Source organism: Bradyrhizobium sp. ISRA464 (assembly GCF_029910095.1).
Taxonomy (GTDB): domain Bacteria; phylum Pseudomonadota; class Alphaproteobacteria; order Rhizobiales; family Xanthobacteraceae; genus Bradyrhizobium.
The window spans coordinates 2,578,774-2,594,152 of sequence record NZ_CP094526.1 but is presented as its reverse complement, the minus strand read 5'-3'; the positions used below and the strand labels follow the sequence as shown (position 1 = coordinate 2,594,152).

The following is a 15,379-nucleotide window of genomic DNA, read 5'->3' as shown; positions in this document are numbered from 1 at the left end:
CTGACGCTCCTCGCAATAACGGCGGAGAGTTACGGCGTCAGCACGGCGCGCCCGACGAGCTGGCCTTTCTGCAGGTTGACCAGCGCATCATTCGCCTTGGCGAGCGGCATCGGCGTGACCGGGATTGCCGGGATCTTCTTCTCGCGCACGAGATCAAGTAGCTCCTGCGTTTCGCGCAAGTTTCCGACATAGCTGCCCTGGATCGTGACGGCCTTGATCGGGATCAGCGGCAACGCCCAGGTCGCGCCGCCGCCGAACAGGCCGACGATCACGAGCTTGCCGCCCTTGGTCAGGCAGTCGAAGCCGAGCTGCGTGGTCTGGGCGTTGCCGACCAGATCGATCGCGGCGCGGATCGGCTGGCCGGCCTTCTTCATCAACTGCTCCAGCGCGTCCGGCGCCTTGCCGTCGACGGTGGCGAGCGCGCCGGCCGCCTCGGCGGCCTCGCGCTTCTTGGCATCGATATCGACCACGATCGCGCCCTTGCCGCCCATCGCCTTCAACAGCGAAAGCGCCATCAGGCCGAGGCCGCCGGCGCCGAAGATCACGATCGGGGTGTCAAGGTCCTTCTCGACCTTCTTCAGCGCACTGTAGGTCGTGACGCCGGAGCACGCATAGGGCGCGGCCGTGACCGGATCGAGCCCCTTGAGGTTCAGCAGATACTTCGGATGCGGCACCGTCATGTGATCGGCGTAGCCGCCGTCGCAATAAACGCCGAGCGCGTTCGGCTTGATCGCGCACATGTTCTCGTCGCCGCCTAGGCAGGTCGGGCATTTGCCGCAGCCGAGCCACGGATAGGCCAGCGCGACGTCACCGATCTTGAGGCCGCCCTTGTCGGCCTCCTTGACGTCGGGCCCGAAAGCGACGACTTCACCGACCGTTTCGTGGCCCATCGTGCGCGGCAGCGAGACACCGCGATCCTTCAGCGACAGCGGCTTGCGGCCGTGGCCGAGATCATAGCCGCCTTCCCAGATGTGCAGGTCGCTGTGGCAGACGCCAGCCGCCTTGACCTTGATCAGCACCTGCGTGCCCTCCGGCTGCGGCGTCGGACGGTCGACCTCCTTCAAGGGCGCGTTGAAATCGACAACTTGAAAGCTCTTCATCGCTGTTCTCCCGAGAGACTTGTTCGTTGCGGCCGACCTTGCCACGCCCGCGCGCCGAGGACAAACGTTACGGCGTGAGCTGGAACTGGCGCATGAAGGCGCGCGGCGGAATAGTGGCCTGATCGACCTGCTCGATCTCCATATTGGCGCCGATCCGCTTCCAGAACTGCTGCAACACCTGACCGCCGGTGCGGCCGCGCGGCGTCGCCGTGACCAGCATCTTGAACTCGACCGGTTTGCCGTAATCCTTGATCAAGGCCTTGGCCTTTTCGACATCGTAGGGCAACGCGCCGTCATCCTTGCACTTCACCCAGGAGCCGTCCCCGTAGGGATTGCTGGCCGGTCGCGCCAAGCCGTTGGTGGTCGCCTGCGACATCTTCTTGCGGTCCAGCGCCATCACCAGCGCCTGCCGCACACGCACGTCGTCAAACGGCGCCACCTTGGTGTTGAATGCGTAGACCGCAGCTCCCGAGCCTTGGTAGGTGTGCACGGTTAGACTCGCGTCTTTGCGCGCCTTGATAATGTTGTCGGCGTCGGCCTCGTCGTCCCAGATGATGTCGGCCTCGCCGGATTGCAGCGAGGCAAAGCGCGACTGCGCATCCGGCAGCGGCTTCAAGATGATGCGGTCGAGATAGGGCCTGCCCTTGTCCCAATAGTCCGGGTTCTTCTCCAACACCATGCGGTCGCCGGCGGTCCAGGACTTCAGGATGTAGGGGCCGGTGCCGACCGGATTGCGGTTGTAGTCGTCGCCCTTGGTCTTCCAGGCGGTCGGCGACTGCATGACGTTGTTGGAGCTTTGAATGGTCTGCGTTGCCGGGAAGTTCACTGCAGGATCAGTGAAATTGTAGCGCACCGTCAGGTCGTCGACAGCATCCACGCTCTTGATGTTGGTGATATAGAACGCGCGTGCGCGCGGTTGACCGGCCTCATATGCTCCCTCCCAAGGTGCAACGTCCGGTGTTCCGGATCGTCGTGTTATAGGCGGCAACATTGGCCGGAATCGCCGCGCGCGGCAAGACCGTAGCCAGGATGAAAGGCCGCAGGTTAACTCCGCGCCGCTTTCGGCCGCTGCGTGGCGAAGCCTGCGATCTCGTCCTCAGTGAGACCGATCTCCTTCAGGTAGGACAGCGTGTGCTCGCCAAGCGTCGACATGCACTTTGCGGCGGCAACCGTCGCCCCCGACAGGCGGAACGGCAGATTGAGCACCTTGAATGTGCCGCCGCCATCCTCGACCTCGGCAAGCCCGCCGCGATGCACGAGTTGCGGATCGGCGAGCGCTTCGCGCACGGTGCGATAGGCCGATGACGGCACGCCATATTCATTGAGCGCGGCAAGGCAATCCTGCGTGCTGACGGCGCGCGACCACGCCTCCACGCCCTCCATCAGGCTCGCCCAGTTTTCGCGCCGATCCGAATATTTCGCAAAGCGCGGATCGGTCACCCATTCGGGGTGGCCGATCACCTGCATCAGGCTCTGGAAGGTCTTTTCGCTGGCGATCGCCACCATCACGTAACTGTCAGTGGTCTCGATCGGTCCGAACATCGGCCGCTGCGCCGGCTTCACCTCGAATTGCGACCACTGCAACTCGTTCAGGGTCAGGCTCAGCATCGATTCCAGCATCGAGACGTCGATGTGCTGCCCCTTCCCGCTGGCGCTGCGCTGATAGAGCGCGGCCGAGATCGCACCGAAGGCGTAGACGCCGGTCAGCACATCGGCGTGGTAGATGCCGCAATAGTCCGGCCGGCTGCGGCCCGGCTGATAGGCGAGATGCGCCATCTCATAGCCCGAGGCGGCATGGATCACCGGCGCATAGGCCGGCAATTCCGCCGACGGCCCGGTCTGGCCGTAGCCGGAGATCGAGCAATAGATCAGCTTCGGGTTGATCTCGCTCACCGAGGCGTAATCGAGCTTCAGCCGCCGCATCACGCCGGGACGGAAATTCTCGACCAGCACGTCGGCGGTCGCGATCAGCCGGCGCACCGCCTCGATGCCAGCCGGCGACTTCAAATCGAGCACCAGGCTGTTCTTGCCGATGTTGAGCTGGCCGAAGGCGGTCGAGCAGTTGTTCCTGACCGGCGGGCGGGTCCGCATCGTCTCGCCTTCGGCGGGCTCGATCTTGATCACCTCCGCGCCCATGTCGGCCAGCATCCGCGTGCAATGAGGTCCGGCGATCGTGGTCGAAAAATCGAGCGCGCGAAGGCCGCCAAAGCTCCTTGTCAAATTCCCCTCATCGTTGTCGGCTATTGTCATTCCCAAGGCTTCCTCTGTCGCGCGGTGCATCATTGTTCGGCGCTGCGTGACCCTAAAGTGAGCCGTGCCGGCAGGAAAGCGTCTCGTCCAGATCAGGCCCGCGGGTCGTGTTGCATTTTACTCAACGGCAAACTGGACCCAATCTTGCATAGCCCAGTTATGGGCAGGAACGGGGGCGCTTGTTGAAGGTCTTGTTCGTCACGACGGAGATGGACGATTTCGTCCGTGTGGGCGGGCTCGCCGCCGTTTCCGCAGCGCTGCCCCGGGCGCTTCGCGCGTGGAGCGACGTCAGGATCATGCTTCCGGGCTACCGGAACGTGGTCGAACAGTTCACTCACATTGAAATCGTTGGCCAATGCCCCGCTCTCGCCGAGATGCCGGCATGCACGCTGGGGCGCGCATCGACCAAAGACGGGCTGCCGGTCTATGTGCTGTTGTGCCCGCAGCTCTATGATCGGCCCGGCAATCCCTATGGCGATGAGTCCGGCCGCGACTGGCCCGACAATGACATCCGCTTCGGCCGCTTCGCTTCCGCCGCTGCCGAACTTGCAGCAGGCATGCTGGACAAGGATTGGGCAGCGGATCTCGTGCACGCCAATGATTGGCAGGCCGCGCTCACACCGGCCTACCTCGCCTGGCGCAACTTGCGGATTCCATCGATCCTGACGATCCACAACCTCGCCTATCAGGGCCTGTTTCCAAAGGACTCGCTGCGGCGGATCGGCGCACCGGAGAGCTCCTTCCACATCGACGGGCTGGAATTCTACGACAAGTTGTCCTTCCTCAAGGGCGGTCTTGTCTATGCCTCGCACCTGACCACGGTCAGCGCGACCTATGCGAAGGAGATCACGACCGCGGAGCTCGGCTGCGGGCTCGAAGGCCTGCTGCGCATCCGCTCGGATGCCGACCAGCTCACCGGCATCCTGAACGGTATCGACGAGAGCTGGGACCCGCGCCATTGCGCGCAGCTTGCCCAGCCGTTCGGCGCCGGCGACTGGAAGGGCAAGCAGGCCAACGCCGACTATGTCCGCAGGCAGTTCGGACTTGCGGTCTCGCGCGGGCCGATCTTCGGCCTCGTCGCCCGTCTCGTGCATCAGAAGGGCGTCGACCTCGTGCTGTCGGCTGCCGACGAGATCGTCGCCGCCGGCGGACAGATCGTCGTTACCGGCAGCGGCGAGCCCGCCATCGAGGATGCGCTGGTGGCTGCGCACCGGCGCCGGCCCGATGCGATCGGCGTCATGATCGGCTTCAACGACGCGCAGGCGCGGCGGATTTTTGCCGCCAGCGATTTCACCCTGATGCCGTCTCGCTTCGAGCCCTGCGGCCTCAGCCAGATGTACGCGCAGCGCTTCGGCTCGCTGCCGATCGGTCACCAGACCGGCGGCCTTGCCGAGACCATCGCCGACGGCGAGACCGGGTTCCTGTTCCCGCGGCCCTCGGCGGAGTCCTTCCTCGGCGGTGTCAGGCGCGCCTTCGACACCTTCCGCGCCAAGGATCGGCTCGACACCATGCGCCGCAGCGCGATGGCGAAGTCCTATAGCTGGAGCCTGTCGGCCGCCTGCTACGGTGCCCTTTACAAGAAGCTGGTCATGCCACGGGCGGCCACCTAACGAGCACAATCCCGGCATTTCAGGCCGCTTTCTCCACGATGCACGCGGGAGAAGCGTCCGTCCGAGGATTGGCCTTCAGCGCGCCACAGATACTATCCAACATACCGCTCCGAACGCGACCCAGCGCTGCGCCGCAACATGTTGAAACAGAGGGCCAGCCGGCATAGAGGCACACGGCCAATTGTTTCCGTCGCCCGACCGCCATGTGATATAGTTGGAGCGTTGGGGATCATCAGTTTTCCTTGTCTTGCGATCCAAAGGGGGCACCCGATGAACGTCCTTGTCAAAACCTCGCCCACGAGCCTTGCGGACGAGCTGACCGCGCACGCCGTGGCGAGCATCGAGGCGGCCGACTATTTTGCGGCACCCTTCCCCCACATCGTGTTTCGCAATTTCTTTCCCGCCGACTTTTATCGGGATCTGACGAAAAGCATCCCCACCGAGGGCTATGATCCGATCACGGGCACGGGAACCCGCATGGCGCTTCGCCTCTACGGCGACAATGTCGACAAGATCGATGCAGATCTGCGCCCGCTCTGGGCCGCAGCGTCGACCATGTTGACCTCGAAGCCGGTCGAACAGGCGATCCGCACCAAGCTGCACGATGGGCTCGAAATTCGTGCCCGCGGCGACAAGGTGTCGGGCGTCGACGACGTCAAGCTTGTGGCGAAGCCGGTGCTCTATGTCGACCGTGACGGCTACCAGATCAAGCCGCATCCGGATACGCGCAAGAAGGTCGTGACGATGCAGCTTTATTGTCCCACCGATGCCAGCATGGAGGCGCTCGGGACGACGCTGTATCAGGCTTCGCTCAAGGGACTGTTTCACGTCGACTCCTACTGCCTCGAGCCGGTGAAGACCATTCCCTTCCTGCCCAACCTCGGATACGCGTTCGTGGTCCTGAAGGCCTATCATTCGCTCTCAAAGATGAGCTGGCATGGCCGCCCGCCGATCAAGACCGATCGGCAGCGGATATCCATCCTGAACACGTTCTACATGAACGAGACCGTCGGGTTCTGATTTTGGCAGTCGATCTGGCTGCGCAAATATCCATTCCCGGAGTTTGAGTGCGCGCTCTCGCCGTCACTCGGTCCGCCGCGTCTCCGGCATGATCAGCCAGATCAAGAGAAGCCCGAGCCCGGCGACGCCGGCGAGGCCCGTAAAGGCAACGCTGCTGCCGAGCTTGTCGCTGACATAGCCGGCCAGCACCGTGCTGAGCGATGCGCCGATGCCGACGGCCGTGCCGACAATGCCCTGCGCCAGGTTGAAATGGCCGCTGCCGAACGCGACATCGGCCACCACGAGCGGCACCATCACGCTGAAAACAGCTGCGGTGATGCCGTCAAGAACCTGCACCACCACCAACAGATAAGGATCGCGCACGGTTGCGAACAGCAGGCCGCGGACCACGAGCGCGCCGAACGCGATCAGCAGCAGCGGTCGCCGGCCCCATTCCTGCGCCTTGCGCCCGACCGATGGTGACGACAACGCCACGATCGCCTGAGGCACGATGATACAGGCCGCGATCAGGATCGGCGCCCATTGGCTCGACCGCGACGTGACCACACCCGCCATCAGCGGCAGCATCGCGGCGTTGGCGAGTTGGAACAGCATCATGCCGCCGGCAAAGATCAGGAGTGGCCGCTGCCCCACCAGGCTCCAGACGCTGGTCGCATTCTTGTCGGGGACTTCGCGCTTCACCTCGCCATGGGCCTGGGCGATATCGATCTCGCGTTCGCGGATCCGCGACAGCGACAACAGCGTCGGGACCGCAAGGATGAAGGTGACGAGGAACACCGCGCGGCTCGACAACAAATAACCGCAGGCGCCCATCAGCGCCGCGGCCGAGCCGTTGCCGAGCGAAGCGAAACGCGCGTTACGGCCCAGCCGCTCCCCGATCACGCGTGGCCCGACCAGGCCGAGGCTGATGGCGGCGATCGCGGGGCCGAGCACGCAGCTTGCCAGCGCGTGCATCGTCGCGGCCAGCGTCACCACGGGAAAGATCGGCCAGAGCGCATAGGCCAGCGCGCTGCTGCCGATGGTGGCAACCGCAAACCCCGCGACGATCCGCTCCGAACGCGCCGCATCGACGATCGCGCCGCCCGGCATCTGGCCAAGAAGGCCGATGATGCCGCCAATCGAGAGCACGAAGCCGATCTCGACCTGGGTCCATTTCTGCGTCGTCAGATAAACCGCGAGGAACGGACCGAAGCCGGTTTGCACGTCGGCCAGGAAGAAGATGAACCAGTCGAGGCCGCGCTGGCTTTCGCGCGAAGGCGTGCCCGGCTGCTCCGGCTTGGGCGAATTCGGAACCGGAGGCACAAGGTTGGTGCTGCCGGCTGATCGCTTGCCACGATCGTCGTCAACCGTCTCGAAGGAAGAATTCGGACGCGCGACCAGATCCATTCCCCTAGTGCTCGTTATCCCACGGTTGGAGGCTTCCGGCCGCACCCAATACGATCAGTGGCGCGTCTTCCTTGTATTCGGGCGCCGCGCTGACCTGCTGTTTCGTCAGATCAAGGGTGATGCTGTCGCTCTTGTTGCTGACGCCGGAAAAACGCAGCGCCTTCCAGTCGACCACAATCTTGCGGCTGCCGACACCCAGAAATCCGCCGAAATCGATCACGGCCGCGCGAACCTGGCCATCGCGGTCCACGATGACGTCGACGATGCGGCCCATGTCTTCATTGGCCGTGCTGCGGACGTCGCGTCCGAGAATGCCGTGCGCATCGCGGGCCCCGATCACGGTGACCGATGGCGGCGGCGACGGTTCCTTGGCCTGCTCCTTGGGGGTTGCCTGGGCTGCCGGCGGCGATGGCGACGGCGATGGTGACGGCGACTCGTCGGCAGCGCGAACGCCGGCGCAGGTGACCAATGCCATCGCGACGAGCGAGATGATGATCCTCGAACGCATGAAACTCTCCCACAATCTTTCTTTCCGGCCTCGCGCGAGGCGGTGGTGCGACGCCGCTCAATGCGTCAGCACGATCGACACCTGGATCTGCCCGCGCGTGCGCAGCACTTCGAGCGATACTTCATCGTCATGGCGGCGCAACCTCAAATCGACGCTGGACGCGCCGAGCCGGAGGTCGCGCACCACCACCTCGTTGAGGAAATCCGGCAGGCGCGGATTGCGCAGGCGAATCTCGCCGCGTGCCGTGTCGAACTCGAGCCCGAGTGCCGCTTCCAGCAGGGTGAAAGGTGTCGCGCTCGCCCAGGCCTGCGGCGCGCAGGCGACCGGATAGAGCACCGGACCGCGCCGGAGCTCGCGGCGGAAGCCGCAGAACAGTTCCGGCAACCGCCGCAGCTCCATATAGCTCGCGGCGTCGAACAGCCCCTTGAACAGCTGCGCCAGCGAATGCTTCAGGCCGTAGCGCGCAAAGCCGAGCGCGATCAGCGCGTTGTCATGCGGCCAGATCGAGCCGTCGTGATAGGACATCGGATTGTAGCGCGCTTCGCCGACCGCGACGGTGCGGATGCCCCAGCCCGAGAAGAACTTCTGGCTCATTAAGTCGGCGGCAACCCGGGCTGCCCGATCCTCGCGCACGATGCCGGAAAACAGCAGCTGGCCGGCATTGGACGTGCGCACCTTGCACGGCTCCTTGGCGCCGTCGAGGGCCAGGGCATAGGTGCCGAGCTCCTCGCACCAGAAGGCGTCCTCGAAGCGCTCGCACAGCCGCTCGGCCTCGGCTTCGAGCCTGGCGGCCTTTTCGGGCATGCCAAGCCGGCGCGCCGCATTCGCAGCAAGCCGCTTGCCGGCGAACACATAGCCCTGCACTTCGGACAGCGCGATGTATCCCTCGGCGAGCCTGCCGTCGGCGTGGAAGATGGCGTCGTAGGAGTCCTTCCAGCCTTGATTCTGCAGGCCCTGCTCGGTCGCGCGTTGATATTCGATGAAGCCGTCATGGTCCGGATCGCCCGGTCCGTCGATCCATTGCAGCCCGGCCTCAATCGCCGGCCACAATTCGCGCAGCGTCGCCTCGTCGCCGGTGCGCTCGAGATAGAGCCCGGCGAGCAGCACGAACAGCGGCGTCGAATCGACGCTGCCGTAATATTGCGCGAACGGCACCTCGCGCAGCGCCGCCATCTCGCCGCCGCGCATCTCGTGCAGGATCTTGCCCGGCGCGGCATCCGCCAGCGGATCAACCGCCTTTGCCTGGAAGACGGCGAGCCGCTTCAGGACGCCCTGCGCGATGCGCGGGTCGATCCACAGCATCTGCAGCGCGGTGACAAGGCCGTCGCGGCCGAATGTCGTCGAATACCAGGGGATGCCGGCATAGGGATAACGGCCCTGCGGCGTCTCCGTCATCAGCATGTTGAGGTCGGCCATCGCCTGGCACATCACCTCGTTGAAGATGTTGTTCGAGGTCTCGACGTTGGCCGCGCCGCCCGACAGCTTCCGCATCTCGCGGCGGTGGGCCAGCAGCCCGCGGAAGAACGGCGGCGGCTTGTGCATGATCGGCTTGTTGCAGGAGACCGCGACGAACAGCGACGTGACCTTGCCGGGCGTGAGGTCGAAATGATAGGTCGCAGCATTCACCGACAGCCGTGTCGGCCGCGGATCGAAATGCAGCGCCGTGACCCGCGACTGCTCGTCGAGGCCGCGATATTCGAGCACGACATCGGTCGGCCCCAACAGCTTGCTCGAGCCTGTGCCCCGCCGCGCCCGGCGCTCGCCGCGGACCTCGAACAGGTCGGCGAAGTCGTTGTCAAACAGCAGGGTGAGATCGAAGCTCGCGGGATGGTCGCCGTGGTTCTGCAGCCCGATGCGCTGGTAGGCGGTGCCGCGCCACAGGAAGATCGAGCGCACGATATGCAGCGTGTCTTTCTGCAGGGTGAGACGGTCGTTGCGATAGACGTCGGAATTGGTGAGGTCGACCGTCAACGCCGAATTGTCGTCGCGCAGATTGGAGCCGAGCAGCAGCGGTTGCACGTCCTCCAGCACCATTTCCAAGCGCGCAAGATAGCGCGTATCGGCGTTGAACAGACCGTCCGGCCCGCCGGCCGAGGCGCCGATATCGCCATGGCTGTCAAGCACGATGAAGGTGTCGTCATGCTTGAGCGAGCGCCGCGGCCGCGCCGCGGGCCCGGTCATTGGAATATAGAACGGCGATTCTGCGATCCGCTCGACGATGCGGGCGGTAATCATTTGCGTAACGACGTCGGTTGCCATCTGAACCTCGGGCGACCCTTATTGCTGCGACGAACGCACCGGAACGCAACAACACGTGATGACGCGCGGTCAGGCCGCGCTGGTGGAGAGGCGGCCCATCTCCCGTGTGACCAGGTCGCGATAGGGGCCCCTTCCCTTCACGAGGATATCGGGCGGGCCGTCCTCGACGATCCGGCCATCCTGCAGCACGACCACACGGTCGAAGCTGCGCAACGTCGCGAGTCGGTGCGCGATCGCCACCACCGTACGCCCGCGCATCAGCCGCGACAACGCCTCTCGGATCGCCTCCTCGGATTCCGCATCGAGCGCGGCGGTGGCCTCGTCGAGCAGCAGGATCGGCGCGTCCTTCAGGAAGGCGCGCGCGATCGCAATCCGCTGCCGCTGGCCTCCGGAGACCTTGACGCCGCGGTCGCCGACGATGGTGTTCATGCCTTCCGGCAGAGTTTCGATGAAGTCGCAGCGCGCCGCGATCGCCGCCCGCAGCACTTCGTCATCGGTGGCATCGGGACGACCGTAGCGGATGTTCTCCATGATCGAGCGATGGAACAGCGAGATGTCCTGCGGCACCACGGAGATCGCCGCGCGTAGGCTCTGCTGGGTGACGCGGGAAATGTCCTGGCCGTCGACCGTGATGCTGCCGCGGTCCACGTCGTAGAAGCGCTGCAGCAGCGTGAACAGAGTGGACTTGCCGCCGCCGGATTGGCCGACCAGGCCGAGCCTCTGGCCGGGCTGGATGCGCAGGCTGAAGCGCTCGAACACCTGCACCCCGCCAGGATAGCCGAACGAGACATTGTTGAACGCAACCGCCGCACCGCTCTTCACCAGCGGCTCGGCCTCCGGATGGTCCTTCAGCTCGTGCGGCTGCAGCAGCGTCGCAAGCGCTTCGGTCAGCCGTGCCAGATGCTGGGTGGCGTCGACCAGCGCCACCGCAAGATCACGGGTCGCGCTGAGAATCGAGATGCCGAGCGTGCAGACCAGCACGACATCGCCGGTGGTCGCCGCGCCCTGCTGCCAGAGATTGATGGCCCAGGCGAGCATCGCGACCGTCAGCACCACAGTCACGGCTGCGTGAGTGAGGCGCAGTTTCTCCAGATAACGAAGAGAACGGCCGCGGGCGACGAGTTCTCGGTTCACGGTCGCATCGAAGCGATCGTGCTCGTAGCCCAGACCGCAGAACGCCCGCACCAGCGGCAGGTTGTTGATGACATCGACCATTTCGCCGTCGACCGAGGCAGCCTTGTTGGCGTAGTCGTCATGCAGAGGCCTGCCGGCGGCGGCCATCCGGAACATCGCCACCACCATGGTTCCCGATATCACGATCAGGACGGAGGACATCGTCGCGCTGACGGTTCCAATCAGCGCGATTGCCGAGAAGGTCGCGATGCACGGCGGCAGAACGTTCCAAACGAACATGTTCTCGACGGTGAACACTGCGTTTGAGGTCGCGGTGATCCGGCTGGTCAGCATGCCCGGCAGCCGATCCGAGAAGTAGCTCGGCGCGTGGCCGGTAAGATGGCGAAACATGTCGCGACGAAGGTCGCCGGTGACGCCGACAAAGGTGAAGCTTGCTGTCCAACTTGCAATTCGCCACAGGAAATTGTCAGCCGCGATCAGCGACATGAGCAAAGCGAATGCCAGCCATACGCCACCTGCGTAGGACGGTCCGGCCGACAAGGCATCGACCAAGCTCTTCACGCCGTACTGCGTGCCCACGGAGCAGGCGACTGCCGCGACGACGGCCGACAAAATTACAACATGCGAGGCGAGCCGCCGGCGCAGATAGCGCAACACGAATGGAAAGGGGCGGTGCGCATATCCTGAGAGATGGTCCATGACGTCCTGCAAAACCTGTTGAGGGTGAACGAGAAACTTCTAATCGCTCCTCTCGTGCACGATGACGTGAAGGGCGGCGGTTGGATTCCTTGATGCAGCCATCACTGCGCAACAATTTTGCAACTCTGGCGTCGGCAAAAACCTGTTGGAGCGAGATGGCATCAGCAAGACCACAGTGTGATGGAAGAAAGAAGCGCCAGAACCTGCATACCTAAGGAACCTCGCACGTGCGAGAACGTTCCCGTCTTCGGCATGCCAGTGCCATCAGAGGGCTGAGGGTCTTGTTCATCCACATTACACAAAGGAGATGGAGAAATGCGCATCGCGCAGGTGGCCCCGCTGACGGAGGCTGTCCCCCCCAAGTTGTACGGCGGGACCGAACGGGTCGTGCACTGGTTGACCGAAGAACTTGTGGCTCTCGGCCATGACGTCACCCTGTTCGCCAGCGGCGACTCCAAGACGTCGGCGAAGCTCGATGCGACCTGGTCCAAGGCGTTGCGCCTCGACGGCTCCGTGCGCGATCCCAATGCGCTGCACATGGTCATGCTGGAACGCGTCCGGCAGAAGTGCGACGAGGACGAGTTCGATTTCCTGCACTTCCACCTCGACTATTACCCGTGGTCGCTGTTCGCGAGGCAGCCGACGCCGTTCGTCACCACCTTGCACGGACGGCTCGATCTCCCCGAACATCAGCCCGTGTTCAACACGTTCTCCAAAATTCCCGTCATCTCGATCTCCAACGCGCAACGGCGGCCGGTACCGCAGGCGCATTGGGTACGCACGATTCATCACGGGCTGCCGGAGAATCTGCTGACGCCGCAGCCGAGCAGTCCGTCCTATCTCGCCGTGCTCGGGCGCATCGCGCCGGAGAAGGGCGTCGATCGCGCCATCAAGATCGCGACCCGCTGCGGCATTCCGCTGAAGATCGCGGCGAAGGTCGATCGCGCCGACCAGGAATATTACGACGAGCTGATCAAGCCGCTCATCAAGGAGAATCCGCTGGTGGAGTTCATCGGCGAGATCAGCGACCGCGAGAAGCCGGATTTTCTCAGCGGCGCGGTCGGGCTCCTGGTTCCGATCGACTGGCCGGAGCCGTTCGGCCTTGTGATGATCGAGGCGATGGCCTGCGGCGCGCCGGTCATCGCCTATAACCGCGGCTCTGTGGCCGAGATCATCGAGGACGGCGTCACCGGCTTCATCGTCGAGGACGAGATCAGCGCCATCTCGTCCGTCGGCCGTCTCGCCACGCTCGACCGCAACGCGATCCGCAAGCAGTTCGAGACCCGCTTTACCGCACGCCGCATGGCGCTGGACTATCTCGCCACCTATCGCGGCCTGATGGAAGCCAAGCCGCGCTTCAAGCTGGTGGCGAGCGCCGAGTAACAGTTGCAGCGGTCGATCGAATGATCCGGCGGGCCGGGCGGCACTTCCGTGCCGGTCCGTCGGGTCGTTCGATTGTCACGTCAGCACTGTGCGCCTCGGCTCGACGATCTCGAACATCCGCGGAAATTCATCCATCAGCGCCATCAGCTCGCCGAGCCGCGCCGGATCGCCCGCGACCTTGATCTTGCCGGCGCTGACCGCGTCGGGGAACGTGGTCAGCTTGGCGATGACCTCATCGAGAGTGCCGCGCGCCAGCGTGAAGCCGGCATGGGCGTCGGACGCCTGCGCGCCTTTCATGTAGGTCAGCGCCGAATTTTCCAGGTTCAGGACGAAGGTCTCGCCTGTGTCGGTGAAATTCCAGTTCAGCACGATGTGCTTGCCCTCGGCCTTGGGACCGTTGAGGCGGACACCGAGCACGTCGAACATCTGCTCGGTGCGCAGCGCGGCCAGCGTCTCGCGCGGCATCGCCGACCGCGGCGGCGTCTTCGGCATGCCCTGCCGCAGCTCCTGGGCGCCGAACAGATAGGCGTTGCGCCAGGTCGAGCTCTCCGCGGCGTAGCCGAGCTGCTCGAAGGTGTCGGCCAGCATCGCGCGGGCGGCCGCATTGTCGGGCTCGGCAAACACGAGGTGGCTGACGGCCTGCGCCACGAAGCGGAATTCGCCCCTGGCAAAGTCCGCCGCCGCGCGTTTCAGGATCGCGTCCGCCCCGCCCATATACTCGACATATTTCTTGCCGGATGCGACCGGCGGCAGCGGATCGAGGTTGACCGGATTGGCGTCGTACCAGCCGAGATACTTCTGATAGATCGCCTTCACATTGTGCCTGATGTGGCCGTAATAGCCGCGGCCGTGCCAGGCGCCTTCGAGACTCTGCGGCAGGCGGATCGTCTCGGCGATCTCGGCGGCGTTGAGCCCATGATTCATCAGCCGGATGGTCTGATCGTGGGCGTATTTGTAGAGGTCGCGCTGCTGGCGGATCATGGTGTCGATCCGCTCCCGCCCCCACACCGGCCAGTGATGCTGGCCGCACATCGCCTCCGCCTTGCCGCCCCACATCTGCAATGCCTCGCCGAGATATTTCGACCAGGCCAGCGCATCGCGCACATCGGCGCCGCGGAACGGCAGCAGATTGTGGAAATTGTGCGTGCAGTTCTCGGCGAGGTTCAAAAGCTTGTAGCGCGGGATGAAGAAATGCATCTCCGCCGGCGCCTCGCTGTTCGGCGCCATCTGGAATTCGAACTCGACGCCGTCGATGATGCGCTTGTCGCCGGTCGCGATGATCAGGTCGGTCGGCCGCAACAACGCCACCCCGCCCGCGGCCATGGTCTTGCCGAGACCGCAATCGACGTGACCGCGCACGCCCTTGGCGAGGAACGGCCCGAACTGGTATTGCGCGCGACGCAGCATCGCCGGCCCGGCGATGATGTTCTCGGAGACCGCGTGCTCCATGAAGAAGTTCGGCGCGATGATCGGCACGCCGGCCGCCAGCATCGCGTCATCGACCACGCCCCGCGCGCCGCCCCAATGGTCGGTGTGGGTGTGAGTGAAGATGACGGCCGCGACCGGCCGCTTGCCGCGGTGCTGGAAGTACAGCTCCATCGCGGCGCGCGCGCCCTCGATCGAGGTCAGCGTGTCGACCACGATCACGCCGTTGTCGCCTTCGATCAGCGTCATGTTGGCGATGTCGAGCCCGCGCACCTGATAGACGCCTGATACCACCTCGAACAGGCCGTGATGCATGTTGAGCCGCGATTGCCGCCACAGGCTGGGATCGACGGTCGGCGGCGCGGTCTCCTCGGAGAGGAAGCCGTAGGGCTCGAGGCTCCAGACCACCCGGCCCTGCGCGGAGGTGATTTTCGCGTTCTCGATGGTGCCGAGGAAGCCGCGTGCGGCATCGTCGAAATCCCCGGTGTCGGAGAACGGCAGCGTCGTCAGCGTCGCCGCGTGCTGCGCGATGACGGAGGCGGACGCGGCCTTCGGGCTTTCCTGCGTCACGTCGGTTGTCTGGGTCATACTCGTGTACTCCCTCG

11 protein-coding genes are annotated in these 15,379 nt (G+C 64.5%); 3 read left to right on the top strand and 8 right to left on the bottom strand.

The features are described from left to right. Window positions 1-29: 29 nt before the first annotated feature. The 3 genes from MTX19_RS12070 to MTX19_RS12060 form a co-directional block, all read right to left on the bottom strand. The gene (locus MTX19_RS12070; RefSeq protein ID WP_280983785.1) at window positions 30-1,100 is read right to left on the bottom strand and encodes an alcohol dehydrogenase; all 1,071 of its coding nucleotides are present in this window, start codon (window positions 1,098-1,100) and stop codon (window positions 30-32) included. Window positions 1,101-1,167: 67 nt separating this feature from the next. Next, window positions 1,168-2,091 carry an ABC transporter substrate-binding protein gene (locus MTX19_RS12065; protein WP_280983784.1) on the bottom strand — a complete coding sequence of 308 codons (924 nt, stop codon included), beginning with the start codon at window positions 2,089-2,091 and terminating at the stop codon, window positions 1,168-1,170. A 53-nt stretch (window positions 2,092-2,144) separates the two neighbouring features. Further along, window positions 2,145-3,350, bottom strand: coding sequence for a CoA transferase (locus MTX19_RS12060; protein ID WP_280983783.1), 1,206 nt, complete (start codon window positions 3,348-3,350; stop codon window positions 2,145-2,147). Window positions 3,351-3,532: 182 nt separating this feature from the next. On the opposite strand from MTX19_RS12060, the gene glgA reads away from it, so the two are divergent. Together glgA and MTX19_RS12050 are read left to right on the top strand one after the other, a co-directional pair. Then, on the top strand, window positions 3,533-4,960 hold the full coding sequence (glgA, locus tag MTX19_RS12055) for a glycogen synthase GlgA (RefSeq protein ID WP_280984768.1): 1,428 nt from the start codon (window positions 3,533-3,535) through the stop codon (window positions 4,958-4,960). A gap of 270 nt (window positions 4,961-5,230) precedes the next feature. After that, complete coding sequence (locus MTX19_RS12050; protein WP_280983782.1) at window positions 5,231-5,980, top strand: 2OG-Fe(II) oxygenase family protein; 750 nt, start codon at window positions 5,231-5,233, stop codon at window positions 5,978-5,980. 63 nt (window positions 5,981-6,043) lie between these two features. Here MTX19_RS12050 and MTX19_RS12045 read toward each other — a convergent pair whose 3' ends face one another. The 4 genes from MTX19_RS12045 to MTX19_RS12030 form a co-directional block, all read right to left on the bottom strand. After that, window positions 6,044-7,366 (bottom strand): MFS transporter, encoded by a 1,323-nt coding sequence (locus tag MTX19_RS12045; RefSeq protein WP_280976667.1) that lies wholly within the window; start codon window positions 7,364-7,366, stop codon window positions 6,044-6,046. 4 nt (window positions 7,367-7,370) lie between these two features. Continuing rightward, window positions 7,371-7,874, bottom strand: a complete 504-nt coding sequence (locus tag MTX19_RS12040) for a PRC-barrel domain-containing protein (RefSeq protein WP_280983781.1) — start codon at window positions 7,872-7,874, stop codon at window positions 7,371-7,373. 57 nt (window positions 7,875-7,931) lie between these two features. After that, on the bottom strand, window positions 7,932-10,133 hold the full coding sequence (locus MTX19_RS12035; protein WP_280983780.1) for an amylo-alpha-1,6-glucosidase: 2,202 nt from the start codon (window positions 10,131-10,133) through the stop codon (window positions 7,932-7,934). 69 nt (window positions 10,134-10,202) lie between these two features. Next, a complete protein-coding gene (locus MTX19_RS12030) occupies window positions 10,203-11,966 on the bottom strand; it encodes an ABC transporter ATP-binding protein (RefSeq protein WP_280983779.1) in 1,764 nt (587 codons plus the stop codon). 315 nt (window positions 11,967-12,281) lie between these two features. Here MTX19_RS12030 and MTX19_RS12025 point away from each other — a divergent pair, with 315 nt between their 5' ends. After that, the gene (locus MTX19_RS12025; RefSeq protein ID WP_280983778.1) at window positions 12,282-13,349 is read left to right on the top strand and encodes a glycosyltransferase family 4 protein; all 1,068 of its coding nucleotides are present in this window, start codon (window positions 12,282-12,284) and stop codon (window positions 13,347-13,349) included. A gap of 75 nt (window positions 13,350-13,424) precedes the next feature. Here MTX19_RS12025 and MTX19_RS12020 read toward each other — a convergent pair whose 3' ends face one another. Then, on the bottom strand, window positions 13,425-15,362 hold the full coding sequence (locus MTX19_RS12020; RefSeq protein WP_280983777.1) for an alkyl sulfatase dimerization domain-containing protein: 1,938 nt from the start codon (window positions 15,360-15,362) through the stop codon (window positions 13,425-13,427). Window positions 15,363-15,379 lie beyond the last annotated feature (17 nt).